This is a genomic window from Alloalcanivorax marinus, from assembly GCF_016785095.1.
In the GTDB taxonomy this organism is placed as follows: Bacteria; Pseudomonadota; Gammaproteobacteria; order Pseudomonadales; family Alcanivoracaceae; genus Alloalcanivorax; species Alloalcanivorax marinus_A.
In genome coordinates, this window is record NZ_JAEKJB010000009.1 from 78,271 (window position 1) to 97,913 (window position 19,643).

General features: G+C 66.2%; 19 protein-coding genes. 13 read left to right on the top strand and 6 right to left on the bottom strand.

Annotated features, from left to right (window positions below; translation table 11 throughout):
- Positions 1-68 precede the first annotated feature (68 nt).
- From JF515_RS12140 to JF515_RS12150, 3 genes are all read right to left on the bottom strand, one after another.
- Positions 69-2,030 (bottom strand): ligand-gated channel protein, encoded by a 1,962-nt coding sequence (locus JF515_RS12140; RefSeq protein WP_203104707.1) that lies wholly within the window; start codon positions 2,028-2,030, stop codon positions 69-71.
- Positions 2,031-2,116: 86 nt separating this feature from the next.
- Positions 2,117-3,463, bottom strand: coding sequence for a sensor histidine kinase (locus JF515_RS12145; protein WP_203104708.1), 1,347 nt, complete (start codon positions 3,461-3,463; stop codon positions 2,117-2,119).
- Positions 3,463-4,170, bottom strand: a complete 708-nt coding sequence (locus JF515_RS12150; RefSeq protein WP_203104709.1) for a response regulator transcription factor — start codon at positions 4,168-4,170, stop codon at positions 3,463-3,465. Before JF515_RS12150 ends, JF515_RS12145 begins: the two co-directional genes overlap by 1 nt.
- A gap of 129 nt (positions 4,171-4,299) precedes the next feature.
- Here JF515_RS12150 and JF515_RS12155 point away from each other — a divergent pair, with 129 nt between their 5' ends.
- The 5 genes from JF515_RS12155 (at position 4,300) to JF515_RS12175 (ending at position 8,853) form a co-directional block, all read left to right on the top strand.
- Positions 4,300-4,905 carry a PepSY-associated TM helix domain-containing protein gene (locus JF515_RS12155; RefSeq protein ID WP_203104710.1) on the top strand — a complete coding sequence of 202 codons (606 nt, stop codon included), beginning with the start codon at positions 4,300-4,302 and terminating at the stop codon, positions 4,903-4,905.
- Positions 4,906-4,913: 8 nt separating this feature from the next.
- Positions 4,914-5,402 (top strand): DUF2271 domain-containing protein, encoded by a 489-nt coding sequence (locus JF515_RS12160; protein ID WP_203104711.1) that lies wholly within the window; start codon positions 4,914-4,916, stop codon positions 5,400-5,402.
- Positions 5,403-5,461: 59 nt separating this feature from the next.
- Entirely contained in the window at positions 5,462-6,271 is an 810-nt protein-coding gene (locus JF515_RS12165) for a DUF4198 domain-containing protein (protein ID WP_203104712.1), read from the top strand.
- A 103-nt stretch (positions 6,272-6,374) separates the two neighbouring features.
- A complete protein-coding gene (locus JF515_RS12170; RefSeq protein ID WP_203104713.1) occupies positions 6,375-6,992 on the top strand; it encodes a YceI family protein in 618 nt (205 codons plus the stop codon).
- Positions 6,993-7,212: 220 nt separating this feature from the next.
- Complete coding sequence (locus JF515_RS12175; RefSeq protein WP_203104714.1) at positions 7,213-8,853, top strand: DEAD/DEAH box helicase; 1,641 nt, start codon at positions 7,213-7,215, stop codon at positions 8,851-8,853.
- Positions 8,854-8,874: 21 nt separating this feature from the next.
- Here the strand turns inward: JF515_RS12175 and JF515_RS12180 are convergent, their stop codons facing one another.
- Positions 8,875-9,084 carry a dodecin gene (locus JF515_RS12180; RefSeq protein WP_203104715.1) on the bottom strand — a complete coding sequence of 70 codons (210 nt, stop codon included), beginning with the start codon at positions 9,082-9,084 and terminating at the stop codon, positions 8,875-8,877.
- Positions 9,085-9,281: 197 nt separating this feature from the next.
- Here JF515_RS12180 and JF515_RS12185 point away from each other — a divergent pair, with 197 nt between their 5' ends.
- The gene (locus JF515_RS12185; RefSeq protein ID WP_203104716.1) at positions 9,282-9,797 is read left to right on the top strand and encodes an Hsp20/alpha crystallin family protein; all 516 of its coding nucleotides are present in this window, start codon (positions 9,282-9,284) and stop codon (positions 9,795-9,797) included.
- A 6-nt stretch (positions 9,798-9,803) separates the two neighbouring features.
- Here JF515_RS12185 and JF515_RS12190 read toward each other — a convergent pair whose 3' ends face one another.
- Positions 9,804-10,526: a nitroreductase gene (locus JF515_RS12190; RefSeq protein WP_203104717.1), complete on the bottom strand. Its 723-nt coding sequence runs from the start codon at positions 10,524-10,526 to the stop codon at positions 9,804-9,806.
- A 63-nt stretch (positions 10,527-10,589) separates the two neighbouring features.
- Between JF515_RS12190 and JF515_RS12195 the strand changes: the two genes are divergently transcribed.
- The 7 genes from JF515_RS12195 (at position 10,590) to JF515_RS12225 (ending at position 18,372) form a co-directional block, all read left to right on the top strand.
- Complete coding sequence (locus tag JF515_RS12195; RefSeq protein ID WP_203104718.1) at positions 10,590-11,090, top strand: DUF1643 domain-containing protein; 501 nt, start codon at positions 10,590-10,592, stop codon at positions 11,088-11,090.
- A 70-nt stretch (positions 11,091-11,160) separates the two neighbouring features.
- Positions 11,161-11,616: a DUF3429 domain-containing protein gene (locus tag JF515_RS12200; RefSeq protein ID WP_338015211.1), complete on the top strand. Its 456-nt coding sequence runs from the start codon at positions 11,161-11,163 to the stop codon at positions 11,614-11,616.
- A gap of 48 nt (positions 11,617-11,664) precedes the next feature.
- Positions 11,665-14,004, top strand: coding sequence for a fatty acid cis/trans isomerase (locus tag JF515_RS12205; RefSeq protein WP_203104719.1), 2,340 nt, complete (start codon positions 11,665-11,667; stop codon positions 14,002-14,004).
- Between the two features lie 268 nt (positions 14,005-14,272).
- On the top strand, positions 14,273-15,265 hold the full coding sequence (locus JF515_RS12210; RefSeq protein ID WP_203104720.1) for a GlxA family transcriptional regulator: 993 nt from the start codon (positions 14,273-14,275) through the stop codon (positions 15,263-15,265).
- Positions 15,266-15,287: 22 nt separating this feature from the next.
- Entirely contained in the window at positions 15,288-16,664 is a 1,377-nt protein-coding gene (locus JF515_RS12215; protein ID WP_203104721.1) for an alanine/glycine:cation symporter family protein, read from the top strand.
- 62 nt (positions 16,665-16,726) lie between these two features.
- Positions 16,727-17,416 carry a response regulator transcription factor gene (locus JF515_RS12220; RefSeq protein ID WP_425305605.1) on the top strand — a complete coding sequence of 230 codons (690 nt, stop codon included), beginning with the start codon at positions 16,727-16,729 and terminating at the stop codon, positions 17,414-17,416.
- A gap of 77 nt (positions 17,417-17,493) precedes the next feature.
- Entirely contained in the window at positions 17,494-18,372 is an 879-nt protein-coding gene (locus JF515_RS12225; RefSeq protein ID WP_203104722.1) for a GAF domain-containing protein, read from the top strand.
- Here JF515_RS12225 and JF515_RS12230 read toward each other — a convergent pair.
- Positions 18,369-19,631, bottom strand: a complete 1,263-nt coding sequence (locus tag JF515_RS12230; RefSeq protein ID WP_203104723.1) for a sensor histidine kinase — start codon at positions 19,629-19,631, stop codon at positions 18,369-18,371. The genes JF515_RS12225 and JF515_RS12230 overlap by 4 nt on opposite strands.
- Positions 19,632-19,643 lie beyond the last annotated feature (12 nt).

The following is a 19,643-nucleotide window of genomic DNA, read 5'->3' on the forward strand; positions in this document are numbered from 1 at the left end:
CCCGCTTCCCCCGGGAACGAGAAAGGCCGGCATTCGCCGGCCTTTTCGGTTTTACCGGGGGCGGGTCCTCAGAAGCTGACCTTCATGCCCAGCCAGTAGCGGCGGCCGTCTTCCACGTAGCCGTACTCGTCCTGGAAAATCTCCTTGTCGGCAACGTTGTAGATACCGGTGTTGAGGGTGGTGTTGCGGTTCACCCGGAAGGCCAGACCGGCATCCACCAGGGTATTGGAAGGCGCCACGATACTGCTGCTGGAAGGCCCGGTGATGGGTTGGCTTTCCTCGCCCCGGTAGCGCACGGTGAGCCACGGTGACAGCGTGTCGGTGGCGCGCCAGTCCATCTGCAGGCTGGCCAGATGCTTGGGAATCTGGTTGAGCGGCTCGCCTTTGTACTCACCGGACTTCTGTTCGGAATCCGTATAGCTGTAACTCAGGGTGATATCCAGCACCCGGGCGATGTTGGTGGACAGCGCCGCCTCCACGCCCCGGGTCATGGCCTCGTCCACGTTGACCCGGTAGGTGGGGTCGGAACCGAAGGAGTTGGGGCCGTCGGTGCACACGGTCACCGGGCAGGCGATGCGGGTGATCTTGTCCTCGAAATCATTGTGGAACACGGTGACGCTGGCCTGCAGTGGCCGGCCAGCGTTGAAATACAGGCCCAGTTCCTTGTTCACCGAGGTTTCCGGCTCCAGGTCCGGGTTGCCGTAGATGTTGCCGCCCCGGCTCACCTGGCCCCAGCCGGGGGTGATCTCGCGCAGCGCCGGGGAGCGGAAGCCGGTGGAAACCCCACCCTTCAAGGTCCAGCGCGGGGCAAAGCCCCATACCGCGTAAAGGCGCGGGCTGACGTGGCTGCCGTAGTTTTCATCATCGTCCAGGCGCAGGCCGCCGGTGAGGCTGACGTTGCCCGGCAGCATCCACTCGTCCTCCACGAAGGCCGCCCATTTGGACGCGTCCACGTCGGTCAGGTCGGAGATCTGGTTGGAGGTGCGATCCGACAGTTCCTCTTTTTCGAACTGCCCGCCCAGGGTCAGCAGGTGATTGGCCAGGGGCAGCATCAGGCTGCTCTTGGCGGTGGTGTTGACGATGGTCATCTCGCGGGTTTCGTTCTCCGCGTCCTCGCGCTGGATATAGGTGTCGGTGGTACCGAAATCCCAGCGGCCCACATGGCTCAGCGACAGGATTTCGTTGCTGAATTCATTGTCGGAATCGGTGCAGCCACCCCGGCAGCCCTCGGCGGGGGCACTGTAGCCGATCAGCGAGCGGCGACGCTGGTCGACGCGACGCGCTTCCAGGGTCCAGTCCTGATTGTCGGTGGGCGTGAACGACAGGCGCGCGGCCAGGCCGTTCAGCTTTTTCTCTTCGTAGCCGTCGACGAAGCGGTCTTCCTCACGGTTATAGGTATTGCCATAAAGCTGCAGGCCGAGGCGGTCCTTCACCAGCGGGCCGCTGATGCTGAAGTTCCCCTTCTGGATGTCGCCGGAGCGGGAATCGTCCTGGAAGATGGTGTCGAGCTGGATGCCGCCGCCCCATTCGTCGGCCACCTTGCGGGTGATCACATTGATCACGCCGCCGATGGCGTCGGAGCCATAAAGCGTGGACATGGGCCCGCGCACCACCTCGATGCGTTCGATCGCCTGCAGCGGCGGCAGCCAGTCCTGCTCGAAGCCGGCGCTGCCGTTGGGGCGGGTTTCCCGGGTGGAGAGCGGGCGCCCGTCCACCAGGATCAGGGTGTAGGAGGACGGCATGCCGCGAATCACGATGTCGTTGCCCCCGTCGCCGGCACCGCCGCCGGTGATGGTGACGCCGGGCACGTCGCGCAGGGCGTCGGTGGCATCCTGGTAGTAGCGCTGCTCGATCTGCTCGCGGGTGATCACGCTGATCGACGCCGGCGCGTCCTCCAATTGCTGGGCGTGGCCGGCGGCGGTAACCGTCACCGCGCCCAGTTGATGATCGTTATCGGCGTCGTCGGCCAGGGCCGGCACGACGGCGGCCGCCAGCAACCCCGCCAGGGTAAGGCGCCAGGTGCTTCCCATCCCAGTACTCCTCTCTTATTTGCATGGAACCTCGAATAGCCGGAAATGCTATTCATTCTTATTTGCAAATAAAGAGGATTTACATTCTATACATCCGCCTCCGCCGGCAACCGCAGATGCACCCGCAGCCCGGGCCCGTCGTTGTCCGCCCACAGGGTGCCGCCCTGCCGGGCCACGGCGCGGCGGGCGATGCTCAGCCCCAGGCCGAAGCCGTGGTCGGCGGAGCGCGCCTGGTCCAGGCGCACGAAGGGTTCAAAGATGGCGTCCAGGCGTTCATCCGGCACGCCGGGGCCTTCGTCCGCCACCCACAGATGCCAGGTGTCGCCCTCGCGGCGGCCATCCAGGGTCACCCGACCGTCCGGCGGTGAGTAGCGCACCGCGTTACGCACCAGATTTTCCAGGGCCTGGGCCAAATCGTTGAGGTTGCCGCGCACCCGGGCGGAGCCCGGCACCCGGCAGGGGAAGCGGCTCGGCGACCAGTCGCTTTCGAAGGCGGCGTTCTCCGCCACCAGCTCCCATACCGACACCGGCGACAGCACCTCGGTGGCGGCATCACGCTGCTCGGTGTCGTGCCAGGCCAGGCTCAGAGTGTCGCCCACCAGAGTGCGCATGGCCGCCAGCTCGCGGGCCACCCGGCGGCGCAGTTCCGCCTCGCGGAGGTCGCTCTCCAGGGCCACCGCCAGGCGGCTGAGCGGGGTACGCAGTTCATGGGAGAGGTCATGCAGCAGGCGCCGCTGGGTGTCGAGCATGCCGGCCACCCGCTCGGCCATGCGATTGAAACGCCGGCCCAGTTCCCCGAACTCATCGCCGCGCCGGGCCAGGTCGGCGTCCACCCGCGCCGCCGGATCATCCTGGAAACGGCGCACCCGGGCCTGCAGTTGGCGCAGCGGCACCATGATGCGCCAGTACAGCAAGGCGCCGGCCAGCAGCGCCAGCAACGCCGGCATCACCACCAGCAGAAAGGTCTTCCAGTAGGGCCAGCTGTCACCGGGGAAATAGCGCGGCGGCAACTGCATCACCAGGCTGCCGGCCTCCGGCGCCTGGGGAAAGGGCACGCCGATGTAGGGCATGGCGGTCATTCGGAAGCTCATGCGCCAGTCCGGTTTGCGCTGGAAGCGCAGCCCGGCGCGCTGGGCCTCGGTGAGCGACCGGCCGCTGAGGGACGCGTCGTTGGCGTCCACCACCATGGCATCGCCGGGCTCACGCTCGGCCAGGGCGTCCAGCCAGGCGGCCACCGCTTCCTCGCCACCGCCGTCCCAGGCCCGCCAGGCCTCGGCGGCGTAGCCGCGCAGCACGGTCTTGGCTTCCTCGTCGAGCAGCAGCACCCGGTTGCCCACGTGGCGGGTCAGGGTCCAGCTCAGGCCCACGGTGATCACCGCGCTCAGGCACAGCAGCGCGGCCAGCTTCCAGAACAGGGAACCGCGGCCGGGCATCAAAGCCCCTCGGTGACCAGGGTGTAACCCTGGCCCCAGACCGTGCGCAGGGGCTGGCCGGCGATCCCGGCATCGCGCAGCTTGCGGCGCAGGTGGCTGACGTGCAGGTCCAGGCTGCGGTCATGGCGCCCGAAGCCCCGGTGCAGCACGGTCTGGTAGAGGAAGGCCTTGCTCAAAACCTGGTCGGGCTGATCCGCGAGCACCTGCAGCAGGCGGAACTCGGTGACCGTGAGCGCCAGGTCCCGGTCCTGGTAGCGGGCGCTTTCCGTGGCCGGGTCCAGACGCAGGCCACCGGCGTTGCGTACCGTCGGCGCGCGCCGCTCCAGGGCCACCCGGCGCAGCACCGCCTCCACGCGCACCGCCAGCTCGGCCATGCTGAACGGTTTCGGCAAATAGTCGTCGGCGCCGCGCACCAGGCCGGTGATGCGGTCCTGCTCATCGCCCAGGGCGGACAACAGAATCACCGGCACCGGGCTGTGGCGGCGCAGCTCGGCGAGCAGAGCCAGGCCGTCGAGGCCGGGCAGCAGAATATCCAGCATCACCAGATCGAACCGCTGATCCCGGGCCGCCGCCAGCCCGGAACGGCCGTCGCGGCGCACCGTCACCTGGTGGTGGCGGTCACTGAAGTAGGCGCGCAGGTCCGCCGACAGCACCGGATCGTCCTCGATCACCAGCAGCCGGGCCGGGCAATGGGTCAGGGCATTCATTCGCGAATAATAGGCATTATCATTCCAGGCCGCCAGCAGGGCCCTTACATTCCTTACACTGTCTCGATTGCGAATTAAAAACGATTCTTATTATCATGCCTGCTTTCGCAGGCTGGCCGGGATCATCCCTTGGACAAGAAAGCCAAAGCCCGCTGGTTGAAGCGTTTCCACCAGTGGCATTGGATCAGCTCGGCGGTGTGCCTGGTGAGCATGGTGCTGTTCAGCGTCACCGGCATCACCCTCAACCACGCCGCCGCCATCGGCGCCGAACCGGACGTGACCACCGTGGACCGGGTGCTGCCGGCGGACCTGCTAGCCGGCCTGGAGGACGTGGAATCCGGCCCGCTGCCGGCGGAACTGCGCCGCTGGCTGGGCCGGGAAACCGGGCTGGCGGTGGACCACCGCCCGGCGGAATGGTCCGACGCGGAGGTCTATCTGGCCCTGCCCCGCCCCGGCGGCGACGCCTGGCTGGCCATCGACCGCGCCGACGGCGCCCTGATGGCGGAGGACACCGACCGGGGCTGGATCGCGCTGTTCAACGACCTGCACAAGGGCCGCCATGCCGGCACGGTGTGGCGCTGGTTCATCGACATTTTCGCGGTCGCCACCCTGGTGTTCGCCGCCACCGGCCTGGTGCTGATGGCGCTGCACGCCAAACGGCGACCGGCCACCTGGCCGGTGACCGCGCTGGGGCTGATTCTGCCCTGGCTGCTGATCGCCTTTTTCGTTCATTAGGAGACGTTATGCGAGTTGTTCTCGCCAGCGCCCTGTGCGCCCTGGCCGGCGCCACCTGGAGCGCGGAATTCAAGGTCGACGTGGAGGTGCCGCGCCTGAGCGTGGCGGAGTACCACGCCCCCTACGTGGCCTTCTGGGTGCGCCACGGCGAATCCGGCGCGGTGACGCCGCTGGGTCTGTGGTACGACGACCAGGAGAAATGGCTCAAGGACCTGCGCCTGTGGTGGCGCCGCACCGGCCGCGGCCAGAGCGATCCCTATGACGGGCTCACCGGCGCCACCCGCCGCCCCGGCCAGCACGGCGTGGATTTTTCCGAGCTGCCGGCCCTGGCCGACCTGCCGGAGGGCGATTACGAGCTGGTGGTGGAAGCGGCCCGGGAAGTGGGCGGTCGGGAAGTGGTGCGCCTGCCCTTCCACTGGCCCGCCGACGAGGCCGCCACCGTGGATGCCGCCGGCGACCAGGAACTGGGTCGCGTGCGCCTGCGCATCGCGCCCTGAACAACGCTTCGAACAACGCTTCGCCAACGACAAAGAACGCAATAAGCAAGGAGACCGCCATGAAAGCCCTGCCCTTCGCCGGCGCCGCCCTGGCCGCGCTGCTGGTACTCAGCCCCGCCGCCCAGGCCCACAAGCGCTGGCTGCTGCCCAGCCACACCGTGGTGTCCGACACCCAGTGGATCACCGTGGATACATCCGCCTCCAACGACATCTTCTACGTGGACATGCCGTTCCCCCTGGCCGGCTTGCAAGTAACCGGCCCGGACGGCAAGGAAGCGGAAGTGGACAACCGCCTGGAAGGCCATCGCCGCAGCGTGTTCGACGTCAACCTGAACCAACAGGGCAGCTACCGCGTGACTCTGTTCCGACCGCTGTACGTGAGCCTTTACCAGCTCGACGGCGAGCGCCACCACCAACGGGGGCAGTCGCCGGAGGCCCTGCTCAAGGAAGTGCCCGAGGGCGCCACGGAGGTACGCATCTCCGAGGTGATCAGCCGCCTGGAAACCTTCGCCACCGTGGGAGCCCCCAGCGACAAGGCACTGACCCCCACCGGCAAGGGCCTGGAACTGCAGGCTCTGACCCACCCCAATGATTTGTACCAGGGCGAAACCGCCCGCTTCCGCTTCCTGGTGGATGGCGAGCCGGTCTCCGGCCTGGAAGTTGAGGTGATGCCCGCCGGCACCCGCTATCGTGATAGCCAGAATGCCTGGACCGTGACCAGCGACGAGAACGGCGAGGTGTCCCTGGAATGGCCACAAGCGGGCCGCTACTACCTGGAAGCCAACCACGCCGACGACCGCGCCGAACACGACAAGGCCGACGGCCGCCGGCTGCAGTACATGGCCACCTTCGAGGTGTTGCCGCTGTAACGAATCGAATAATCTGAAGAAACCGCGTCGGTGAGGCGGTGGTTCCAATCCCGCCTCTCCGGCTAGGCTGGAGCCACCCATCAGGAACCCGTAAGGAGACGTCATGCGATCCGCACTCACCGGCCTGTTCGCCGCCGCCCTGTTCACCCTGGCCACTCCGGCTCTGGCGGACACCACCGAATACACCCTGGACCCGGGCCACACCCAGGTGCGTTTTTCCTGGAACCACTTCGGCTTTTCCGTGCCCGAGGCCAACTTCAACGACATCAGCGGCACCCTCACCGCCGATCCGGACAACCCCACCGACGCCCGCGTCGACGTGACCATCCAGGTGGACAGCATCGACACCCATGTGCCGCTGCTCAACGAACACCTGCTCAACAAGCCGGAATTCTTCAAGGCCAAGGAGCACCCCACCATCACCTTCAAGAGCACCGGCATCCGTAACGTGGCCGATGACCGCCAGTCCTTCGATCTGGTCGGCGACCTGACCGTCAACGGCATCACCAAACAGGTGGTGCTGGATGCCACCGTCAACAAGGTGGGCGAACACCCCATGTACGACGGCGCGACGGCGGCCGGCTTCAACGCCACCACTACCCTGAAGCGCTCCGACTTCGGCATGGATGCCTATGTGCCGGCGGTGAGCGATGAGCTGGATGTGCGCATCACCGTGGAAGCGGTGGAAGCGGACGCCTTCGCCAAGAAGCAGGAGGGGTAACACCCAGCACTAACCCCATCGCGACTGAAGTCGCTCCTACGCGCCCCCGTAGGAGCGGCTTCAGCCGCGATTTTCCCCTTTCATTACCACCCCAACCCCCGAAAAAGCGTGCATTTCCGCCACGCATCCCGTATAGTCCGCCTCCCTCATTTCAGGGCCACGCCGGCACCGCACTGATCGACAAGCCCGGCCCAGCGCCCGTCCACCGAAAGGTCTGTGCATGTCGTTCGATACCCTGGGCCTGCCCGAGTCGCTGCTCGGCGCAATTGCCCGTCTTGGCTTTGAAACTCCGTCCCCGATCCAGGAACGCAGCATTCCCGCTCTGCTGAAAGGCAGCGATCTGCTGGGTCAGGCGCAAACCGGCACCGGTAAAACCGCCGCCTTCGGCCTGCCCCTGCTGGCCCGTCTCGACCCGCAACTGAAAGCACCGCAGATGCTGGTGCTGGCTCCCACCCGCGAGCTCGCCCTGCAGGTGGCCGAGGCTCTGGAAACCTTCGCCTCCGGCCTGCCCGGCATCACCGTGACCCCGATTTACGGCGGCGGCGGCTACCGGGATCAGCTGCGTGCCCTGAAAAGCGGCTCCCAGGTGATCGTCGGCACCCCCGGCCGGGTCATGGACCACATGGAACGCGGCAGCCTGCGCCTGGACCAGTTGCGCGCCCTGGTGCTCGACGAAGCCGACGAGATGCTGCGCATGGGCTTCATCGACGACGTACGCTGGGTGCTGGAACGCACCCCGGCGGACTGCCAACTGGCGCTGTTCTCCGCCACCATGCCGCCGGCGATCAAGACCATCGCCGACCAGCATCTGAAGAACCCGGAGTGGATTCGCATCGACGGAGGCAAGGCCAGCACCGGTGAGCGTATTCGCCAGCGCTACTGGCCGGTGGCCGGCATCAACAAGCTGGATGCCCTGTGCCGGATTCTGGAAGCCGAACCCCACGACGGCGTGATCGTGTTCGCGCGCACCAAACAGGCCACCATCAACCTGGCTGAACAGCTGGTCGGCCGGGGCTGGCGCGCCGAGGCGCTTAACGGCGACATGCCCCAGGCACAGCGGGAAACCACCGTGTCACGGCTGCGCGAGCACCGCATCGACCTGCTGGTGGCCACCGACGTGGTGGCGCGGGGCCTGGACGTGCCGCGCATCACCCATGTGTTCAACTATGACATGCCCACCGATCCGGAAGCCTATGTGCACCGTATCGGCCGTACCGGCCGTGCCGGTCGTGACGGCGAGGCGATCCTGTTCGTGGCGCGCCGCGAACAGGGTCTGCTGCGCGGCATCGAGCGCACCACCGGCCAGCGTCTGGAAAGCATGGACCTGCCCTCCGTGGACGTACTCAACCAGCGCCGCCGGGATGCCTTCCGGGACAGTCTGGGCGAAGCCCTCAAGCGCGGCGACACGGACGCCAACCGCGAACTGCTGGCCAAGCTCTCCCAGGAACTGGAACTGCCCGCCGAGGATCTGGCCGTCGCTCTGGCCACGCTGATGTTCGAGAAGGAACCGCTGTTCCTGAAGGCGGCGCCGCCGCCCTCCAAGCGCGAACGTCAGGGCGGCGCCACCGCCGGCAAGGGCGGCAAGCGCGAACGGGATCGCAAGAGCGGCAAGGCCCCGCGTAACGCGGGGCCGATGAAAATGTATCGGGTGTCCGTGGGCGAGACCCACGGCGTGCGACCGGGCAACCTGGTGGGCGCCATCGCCAACGAGGCCGGCCTGAGCAGCGGCCAGATCGGCGCGATCCGCATCCACCAGGACCACAGCACGGTACAGCTGCCGGAGGCGCTCAGCGCCAAGCAGCTCCACCAGCTGCGCACCGCCCGGGTGTGTCAGCGCATGCTGGAACTGGAAAGCGTCTGAGAACGCTCCGGGTCGGCGCCCTCAGGCGTCGACCCGGAACCCTACGTTAACGACCACCTGAAAGTGGGCCACCTTGCCATTCTCGATGTGGCCACGGGTCTCCTTCACCTCGAACCATTCCAGATTGTCGACGCTCTTGCCGGCGGCGGCCACGGCGTTTTGTACCGCGTCCTCGATGCCGGTCCTTGATGAGCCGACCAGTTCCAGCTTTTTATAAACGTGCTCGCTCATTACTGCCTCCTTTCCTGAGTGTTCCTCCAGCCTCGACCTCCAGCGGCCCCGGTTTCAAGGCCCTCGCCGAGTCTTTTACGGTGTTTTCCCGACAGCCCGATACTGATGCCGGTCAAGGAAGCGGCGCGCCGGGTCTTGAAACCGGGCCCGATGACCTTAATGTCGGAAATGAGAAGGTTGTCAGAAGGAGTTGAACCATGAGCAACAGCAAACTGCTTCCCTGGAACTGGTTGAGCAAGGAAACCAGCCGTGACCGACCGCTGACCCAGCGGCGCCCGTCCCATCCGCTGCTACGCTGGGATCGGGAGTTCGACAACTGGTTCGAACAGATGCTCGGCGACATGGCCTGGACCACGCCGGCGCCCCACGCGGAGCCATCGGCGCCATTCCGGCCCAACATCGACATCGTCGAGAAGCCGGACCGCTACATGATCACCGTGGAGGTGCCCGGCATGGAGCGCGACGATCTGTCCGTGAACCTGGATGGCGACACCCTGGTGATCAGCGGTCGCAAGGAGGAAACCCGACTCAATGAAGAGGACGGTTACCACTACACGGAGCGCCGTTTCGGTCGCTTCCAGCGACTGCTGACGCTGCCGGCGGACGCCGATGGTGATGCCCTCAGCGCCTCGTTCAACAATGGGCTGCTGACGCTGGACGTGCCGCGCCACGAGAACCACCCGCGCAGCACCCGGGCCATCGAAATCCACTGAACGCGCTCAGCGCTCCGGGATGCGCAACGCCGAGGCCGGCAGCTTGCCCGGCTGGAAGGTGTTGACCGGCAGGTCGGCGCGATAGCCCAGGGACAGCCCGCACAGCAACTGGTAGCGCGCCGGAATCCGGAAATGCTTTTCCAACGGCGAGCGCCACAGCCCGAGGGCTCCCTGGGCGCAGCTGCCGAGCCCCTGATCGGTGGCGGCCAGCATCAGGGTCTGCAGGAAAATGCCGGAATCCAGCACGCTGTAGACGTCCAGGCCCTTGTGGGCGAACACGAACAGGGCCACCGGCGCGTCGAAGAAACGGAAGTTGGCGGCCATTTGCTCCCGGCGGGCGGCCTTGTCGGCGCGGCCGATGCCGAGTTGCTCGTACAGGGCCCGGCCGGTCGCCACCCGGCGCGGCTGCAGGTCGTCCGGGTAGTTGACCACCGGCCGGAAGTCGCCGTCCGGCAACCCCGGGTCCCGGCGCAGGGCCGCCAGCGCCTTCTTCCAGGCCGGCGCCTTTTGCAGCCGGCTGAGCCGTTCAAAACGACGGCTCAGTTCGCCGCGCAAGTCGTCCAGCACCGCGCCGCTGGCCACCGCCACCTGGTAAGGCTGGGTATTGGACCAGCTCGGCGACGCCCGCACGGCGCGGTCCAGCAGGGCATCGAGCACGGTGTCTGGCACCGGCTGCTGGGTAAAGGCCCGGGTACTACGCCGGGCATTGAGCACATCATTGAATTCCATCGGGAGTTCCTGAATGGGAAGGCGCACTGGCGACAGTTTGGCAAAACGGTACACTAGCGCGCCATGACGAAGCCGCTCGACCAGATGGCGAGATCCGCCAATTTCTCCCGTTGCCGCCGCTACCGCTACGCCCTGTGGCGTCGCTGGCGCGACGGCGACGACTATCTGCTGCTGGTGGGCCTGAACCCGTCCACCGCGGACCACCGCAAGGACGATCCCACCATTCGCCGTTGTATCGGCTTCGCCCGGGACTGGGGTTACTCCGGTTTGTGCGTGGCCAACTTGTTCGCCTACCGGGCCACCTACCCCCGCGACCTGTTCGCCGCCGATGACCCGATCGGCCCGCGCAACGACTGGTGGCTGCGGCGGCTGGCCGCGGACGCCGCCCTGGTGGTGGCCGGCTGGGGCAACCATGGCACCCAGGGCGACCGGGCGGCGCGGGTGCGCGCCTGGCTGCCGGCGTTGCATTGCCTGCGCCTGAACGGCTCCGGCGAGCCCGCCCACCCGCTCTATCTGCCCAAGACCCTGACGCCCTTCCCGATGCCCGCCAGCGAACCGGCCTGAAAGCCCCCTTGGCATCTCCTTCACCTCCAACTGGCTAGCCTTGGCCCGGGTTGTAAGGGGAGAAAAGCCGGTGCCTAACCGCTTTGCGAGACGTAACAGGCTGGCCGCCCGTGTCATGGGCATCGCCGGTCTGGTTCCATTCTATTTCTGCGCGCTACTGGCCTGGGTGGAAACCACCCGGGTCTGGGCCCTGGACGCGGTCACCGGCTACGCGGCGGTGATTCTGGCGTTCCTGGGCGCGGTCCATTGGGGCCGGGCGCTGGCCGAGCTGGATCGCCGCAATCACATCGGCACCTTGATCTTTGGTGTATTGCCGGCGCTGCTCGGCTGGCTGGCGCTGTTACCACCGGTGGAGTTTTCCCTGCCGATGCTGATCGCCGGCCTGGTGTTCGTGTGGGGCAGTGAGCAGATGGTGTTTTTCGATGTACTGCCAGCCTGGTACCGAACCCTGCGGCACTGTCTCACGGCGGGTTCGGTGCTCGCCCTGGTGATCGCCTGGGCGGCGGCCATGATGGCCATGTTCTGAACCCCACGCCTGGGCTAGACTCGGGCGCATACCGTACTGGAGGGACCCATGGCCGGAATCCGCCGATCGCCACTGCTTGCCATTTGTCTACTGTTCACGCCCGTGCTGGGCGGCTGCGACGACACGCCCGACACCGCGCCGCCGGCCTCGCTGGTGACCTTCAACCAGGACGTGCGGCCGATTCTGGAGAACAAGTGCATCGCCTGCCATGGCTGTTATGACGCCCCCTGTCAATTGAAACTGGAAACCGTGGCCGGGCTGGATCGTGGCGCTTCCAAGGAGCCGGTCTACAAGCAGCGCACCAAGGCCGCCGACCCCACCCGGCTGTTCGTCGATGCCCGGGACACCGCCGAATGGCGCGACAAGGGGTTCTTCTCGGTGATCGACAGCACCGAGGGGATGGAAGCCTCGGTGCTGTATCGCATGCTGGCCCTGGGCCGCGCCCATGAGTTCGCTCCCGGCGAGAAGCTGCCCGAGGAGATCCAGCTGGGCCTGAAACGGGAAAATCAGTGCCCCACCCCGACCAGCATGGACGACTACGCCAAGGACCACCCGCTGGGCGGCATGCCGCTGGGCACGCCGGCGCTCACCGACGAGGAATTCGCCACCGTGCGCGCCTGGCTGGAGGCCGGCGCGCCGCCGGGGGATGACCGCGTCACCCTGTCCGAGGCGGAAACCAGCCAGATTCGTGCCTGGGAGAACTGGCTTAACCGGGATGGCCGCCGCCAGCAACTGGTGGCCCGTTGGGTCTACGAGCACCTGTTCCTGGCGCACCTGTATTTCGACGACGGCGGCGGCCAACGGCCCGATCACTTCTTCACCCTGGAGCGCTCACGCACCCCGCCGGGCAAACCGGTGGTGCCGGTCGCCACGCCGCGTCCCAACGATCCACCCGGCGGTGAGTTCTGGTACCGGCTGCGACCGGTGCGCGGCGCCATCGTGCACAAGACGCACATCACCTACGCACTTACCGAGGCCAAGCGCCGGCGCATGGAAAAGCTGTTCTTCGCCGAGCCCTGGACCGTGAGCCGGCTGCCCGGCTATGGCGAGGACGAACGGGCCAACCCCTTCACCACCTTCGGCGCCCTGCCCGTCCGGGCCCGCTACCAGATCATGCTCGACGACGCCGAATACTTCGTGCGCACTTTCATTCGCGGCCCGGTATGCCGGGGGCAAATCGCCACCGACGTGATCCGCGACCGCTTCTGGGCAGTGTTCCAGGACCCGGATCATGATCTCTACATCACCGACGCCGACTACCGGGCCAAGGTCTCGGACCTGATCGGCCTGCCCGGCCAGGAAGGCAATCTGCTTGATCTGGGCCCGGAATGGCTCCGTTACACCCACCGCCGCAACCAGTACCTGCGCGCCCGCCACGACATCTACGCCGAGCAGGAAAGCGCTGGCCCGGGCTGGGATTCGATCTGGAACGGCGACGGAAACAACGACAATGCCTTGCTGACCATCTTCCGCCACCATGACAACTCCTCCGTGCGGCGCGGGCTGATCGGCGACTACCCGCTCACCACCTGGGTGATGGACTATCCGCTGTTCGAGCGCTCCTACTACAACCTGGTGGTTAATTTCGACGTGTTCGGTTCGGTCTCCCACCAGGCCCAGACCCGGCTCTACTTCGATCTGATCCGCAACGGCGCCGAGCAGAACACCCTGCGCTTCCTGCCCGCCGAGGCGCGCAAACCGGTGCTCGACAGCTGGTACCAGAAGACCGGGCGGCTCAAGCTGCTGATCAGCTACGCCGAAGCGGACACCGACACGCCCACCGGCATCGATTACCAGACCGCCACGCCCATGAACGAATTCAACGCCGGCCTGCTGGGGCGGTTCGCCGGCGTCAACGCGCGACCGGACCCGATCAACCGTTGCGGCGATGGTGACTGCGCCCGGGCCGATGCCAGCGACCTGGAACGCCGGGTGGAAACCACCCTGGCGCCGATCGCGTCGCGGACCGCCGCCGACCTGCCGGTGGTGGACTGGATGCCGGAAGCCAGCCTGCTGCTGGTGGAGGGCGACGGGGAATACACGGTCTATTCGCTGCTACGCAACCGGGCCCACTCCAACGTGGCCTTCATGTTCGGCGAGTCGCTGCGCTACCAGCCGGAGAAGGACACCCTGACGCTTTACCCGGGCGTGCTGCTCAGCTATCCGAACTTCCTGTTCCGGGTCGCCGCCGATGACCTGCCGGCCTTCGCCGACGCCCTCACCGGCGCCCGCGACGAGGCGGATTTCACCGCCCTGGTGGAACACTTCGGCCTGCGCCGCACCGAAACCGACTTCTGGCAATACATCCACGCGCCGCGGCGCTACATGGAACGCCACGAGCCGGTCCAGGCGGGCATCCTGGACATCAACCGCTACGGGAATTTCTAGGCGGGTGCTGCCGATAAAAAAAAGCCCCGCAAGAATGCGGGGCTTAACACTACCGTCATAGCATGCCTGCCGTGGCAGGCTCCCGAGCCTGATGACGATATTCTTTCCGACCGGCGGCGCCTTGCCCCCGGCCCTGAACCAGCGCGGGTTCATGTTCCAGAATACGCGACAGGATGGCAGCACCGGCCCCGGACTGGTATTGTCGCCCATGACTTATTCATGGTGATTCACGACAAACCGGCCGCCCGGCCCTCCAATAAGAGAAGATATGTACCAAGTCAGCGTGCTTGCCTATGACGGCGTATTCGCCTCGGCCCTCACCGGGGTGATGGATCTGCTCAACCTGACCGGTGTCACCTGGAACCGTATTCACGGCCAGCCCCTGAACCGCCAGTTCAAGGTGCAGGTAGTCTCCCGTGGCGGCCAGCCGGTGCGCTGCACCGCCGGCATGCGCATCGCCGTGGACAATGCCCTGGAGCGCGTCGATCAGTGCGATCTGGTGGTGGTGCCGACCATCGGCAACGAGATCACCCAGGTACTGCGCCAGGAGCAGGACACCCTGGAATGGCTGCGCTTCCTGCACGCCGGCGGCGCCGACATGGCCAGCAACTGCACCGGCGCCTTCCTGCTCGCCGAGGCCGGCCTGCTGGACGGTCGCCGCGCCACCACTCACTGGGGTTACAGCCCCCTGTTCCGGGAACGCTACCCTAGGGTCAAACTGGACGAGCGGGAGCTGATCACCCGGGACGGCAACATCTTCTGCGCCGGTGGCGGTACCGCCTGGCGGGACCTGACCATCCTTCTGGTGGAGCGCTACTGCGGCGCCGATCTCGCCCGGGAGCTGGCCAAGGCGTTCGTGATCGACGTGCGCAACGACCCGCAAAGCGTCTACGCCGGCCTGCCCGCCAAGACCTACCATCGCGACGAGCAGGTACAGCAGGTCCAGGCCTGGCTGCATGAACACTTCGCCGAGGGCACCACCCTGGCGGACCTGGCCGAGCGGGTGCATTTGAGCCCCCGGCAACTGCAACGGCGTTTCACCAACGCGCTGGCCGAGCCGCCACTGCAGTACCTGCAGCGGGTGCGCATCGAAGCGGCGCGCAAGATGCTGGAGCGCGGCGCCACCAACCTGGGTCATCTGGCCGAGCAGGTCGGGTACCAGGATGTGAGCAGTTTTTCGCGGCTGTTCAAGCGCCACACAGGTCTGTCGCCGAGCCACTACCGCCAACGCTTCGCCCGGGTCGGCTCGCTGCGCGACTGAGCCGGTGCTAGGCTAGTTCGCCATGGACGATTTCTATGAAAGCCTCGACGGAGCCCTGGCTGAACTGGTGGGGTTTCTCTGGGGCCCGCCTCTGGTGGCGCTGTTGATGGGCGGCGGCCTGTTCTTCCTGCTCTATTCCCGTTTGCTGCCCTATCGGCACCTGTTCTCCGGGGTGCGATTGCTGTTCACCCCGCCGGACCGCGATGACGAAGGCACCCTGTCGCATTTTCAGGCGCTGAGCACCGCGCTGTCCGGCACCCTGGGCATGGGTAACGTGGCCGGGGTGGCCGTGGCCATCGCCGTGGGCGGGCCGGGCGCCATTTTCTGGATGTGGATGAGCGCGCTGGTGGGCATCGCCACCAAGTTCTACACCTGCACCCTGGCGGTCATGTACCGGGGACGCGACAGCGAAGGCGCCCTGCAGGGCGGGCCCATGTACATCATCCGCGAGGGCCTGGGGCGACACTGGCGACCGCTGGCCTATTTCTTCGCCCTGGCCGGGATGCTCGGCACCATGCCGATTTTCCAGATCAATCAGCTCACCGAGGTGGTGCGCGAAGCGATCGCCATCCCCGCCGGCTGGACCGCCGAGAACGACCACTTCACCTTCGACCTGGTATTCGGCGTGATCCTGGCCGGCCTGGTTCTGGCGGTGGTGTCCGGCAAGCTGCCCCGCGTGGGCAAGGTCACCGGAGTGCTGGTGCCGGCCATGATCGTCGGCTACCTGCTGCTTACCGCCATCGTGCTGGCCACCCATGCCGACCAGGTGGGGCCGGCCCTGGCGCTGATCGTGCACGACGCTTTCAGCGGCGAATCCGCCGCCGGCGGCGTACTCGGCGCGGTGATCATCACCGGCGTGCGCCGCGCCGCCTTTTCCAACGAGGCCGGCATCGGTACCGAAGCCATGGCCCACGGCGCGGCGCGCACCGCCGAACCGGTGCGCGAGGGGCTGGTGGCCATGCTCGGGCCGATCATCGATACCCTGATCGTGTGCACCTGTACCGCCCTGGTGATCCTGATCAGCGGCGTCTGGCGCAGCGGCGACGACAATGGCGTGAGCCTCACGGTGGCCGCCTTCGACAGCCTGTTCCTGGATTACAGCGGCGTGCTCCTGGCGGTGCTGGTGGGGGTTCTGAGTTTGAGCACCGTGGTCACATTCTGGTATTACGGCGCCAAGTGCCTGGGTTTTCTGATTGGCGCGCGCTACCAACATCACTATGTTTGGTTTTATCTTTGTCTGGTGGTGATCGGTTCGGTGGCGTCGCTGAACCTGATCATCCGGATCGTGGACAGCATGTATGCCCTGATGGCGCTGCCCACCATGATCGCCTCGCTACGCCTGGCGCCCCGGGTCAACCGGGCCGCGCGGGCGTATTTCGCCGGCGACCGGCGTGAGTGAAATTGACAGCGCCTTGACGCCCGCGCAAGGAAGATAACGATAACGAGAAAGGAGGGTGAACCGTGGAGAATCTGTCCATATTGCTGGTGGAGGACCACCGACAACTGGCGCAAACCGTGGTGGAATTCCTGGAGCAGGAAGGTGCTCTGGTGGATTACGCCAGTGACACGACCCTGGCCCGTACCCTGGTGCAGGAACATCACTATGACCTCCTGCTGCTGGACGTGATGCTGCCCGGCGAGGATGGCTACACCTTCTGCCAGGCGCTGCGCAAGGACATGGCCAAGTCCATGCCGGTGATCTTCATGACCGCTCGCGACCAGCTCGACGACAAACTCGAGGGCTTCGCCCGCGGCGGCGACGATTACATCGTCAAACCCTTCGCGTTGCCGGAGCTGGTGGCCCGGGTTCGCGCCCTGGTCCGCCGTGAGCGCCGTGAGGTGGCCGCCAATTTGCTCACCGTGGCCGACCTGCAGCTCGATCCGGCCCGCCAGGAAGTGCGTCGCGATGGCCAATTGCTCAAGCTTTCTCCCACCGCGTTTCGAATTTTACGAATTTTGATGCGCGAATCTCCCAAGGTAGTGAGCCGTGAGCAACTCGAGCACGAACTGTGGGGCGACCTGGTTCCAGACTCCGACGCACTGCGCAGCCACTTGTATAACCTGCGCAAAGCCGTCGACAAACCCTTCGACACCTCACTGCTGGAAACGCAACCCGGCGTTGGTTTCAGCATTCGGGAGCCGCGGGACTGAGATCGCGCCCCCTTGCGGAGCCGCGCCGGCGAGCACAGAATGGCGCGATCAAAAAAAGCGGGCGACACGATAACGATATGCACCGGGGGAACAGTCACTCTTTCAAGAACTTCGTCGACACGCAGCTTCGCGATTTGCAAGCGCGGTTCGGCATGGCCATGTGGTTACTGACGCGCTATCGCGACGATGAATGGCTGTTGCTGAACACCCTCGGCGAAGGCTTCGACCTGGAGCGCGGCGATTTGCTGCGCTGGCGCGACACTATCTGCTATCGCCGGGTGCTCAAGGAAGGCCCGTTGATTTGCACCGACGTCGCCCGGGAACCGCTGTACCGGGAGGCGCCGGTCAGTGCCCGGCTCGGCATCGGCGCTTATTTAGGGCTGCCGCTGGTCGATCATACCGGTCGCCTGTTCGGCACTCTGTGCGCCCTTGACCCCCATCCCCAGCCGGATCTGGACCGGCCCGGCAACCGTGACGCCCTGCTGCGCCAGGCCCATCTTATGGAAACCGCCCTGGTGTGGAATCTGGCTGGCCTGGACCAGCAACGCATCGCCGAGTTTTTCGAAGAGGAAAGCCGCGACCCGGACACCGACCTGCTCGACATTACCGGCTGGACCCGCATCCTCGACCAGGAGCGCGCCCGCTGCCGGGATTACGGCCTGAGCGCGGTAATCCTGCGCGTGCACGGTGACAATCTCAATCCGGATGATCGCGCCGAAGTCGCCGATTCACTGGCGGCGCTGATCCGCCACCAGGACATGGCCGCCTACCTGGGCCATGATCAGTTCGCGGTGCTGCTTACCGAGAACACCCCCTGCCGCGCCGAACAGGTGCGTGAGCGGCTGCTCGACGCGCTCAATGCCAAGGGCCTGCTGATGCGCTGCGAGTACGAACCGTTGCGCATCATCCCCGGCCTGGTGCAGCCGGAGGTGCTGCTCGACGGCGCCGTGCACTAACGAAAACGAACCCGCACGTCGGTGCCCTTGCCGGGCTGACTGGCCACATCCAGGCTCCATTCGAAGCGTTCGCACAGACGCTGCACGATGGCCAGCCCCAGGCCATGTCCGCCCTCGCCACTGTCACCGCGCTCGAACGGCTTGAGAAAACGAGCCAGTGCCTCCGCGTCCATGCCGGAGCCGCTGTCCACCACATGCACCGCGCCCGGCGCCACCACGATGGTCACCTCCCCCGAGCCACTGTAATTGATGGCGTTGCGGACCAGGTTGGTGAGCACGATATTGAGCACCGTCTCCGAGGCTTCCAGGGTCAGCAGCGCGGTCTGGCGCACCTGCAGGCGGATTTGCTTGCGCTCCGCCAGGGGCTGCAGTCGATCCAGCAGGTTCACCGCCACGTCGTTGACCACCAGTTCCTCCTCCACCACCGGCTGCTGTTCAGTGCGCGCCAGCAGCAGCAGGGTTTCCACCAGGGATTCCATGTCGTCCACGGTGTCGGCCATGCGCCCGATCATCGGCCGGTCGCCGACCTGCATGGCGAGCAGTTCAAGGTTGGCGCGGAACACCGCCAGCGGCGTGCGCAGTTCGTGGCTGGCATCGCGGGTGAACTGGCGCTCCCGGTCCACGAAACGCAGCAACCGGTCGGCGTAGGCATCCAGGGAGGCGAGCAGCACTTCCGCTTCGCTGCCCGGCTCCGCCTCCACCCGCTCGAGATCGGGGCGCGCCTGTTCCGGATCGTTGAAGTCGGTGTGGCGCAGGGTTTCCGCCAGTTGCACCAGCGGCGATACCAGGGCCCGGGATTTACGCCAGCCCAGAAAGGCGGTCAGGTAGATGACCAGCAGCACCACGGTGAGTGGCAGCACGCCGAACAGAAAGGCCAGCACCGAGACGCGTTTTTCATCGAAGATCAGATAAAGGCGGGCATCGCCCCGGTGTTCGATGTAAACGATCGGGGTTTCACCGTCGAGCGGCACCCTTTGGTAGCCGTCGGGCAGTTCCGCCAGGGCGTCGGGGACCGGATCGCGGGTATCGTCGTCCACCAGCAGGCCGAGCAGGTGGCGGGTATTGGGGCGTGGGAAGTCATCGTCCTGATCGTGGAGCGTCCAGTAATGCTCCGCTTCCTTGATCAGCGCCTGCTTGACCAGCACGTTCTCGATGATCTGCGCCGTGGCCCAGACCCCGAACACGGTGGCCAGGCTGATGAACAGAATCTGGATCAGGAAAACCCTGGTGAGGCGGTGCTGAACCCCCTTGCGCGTCATGCCATCCCCGTC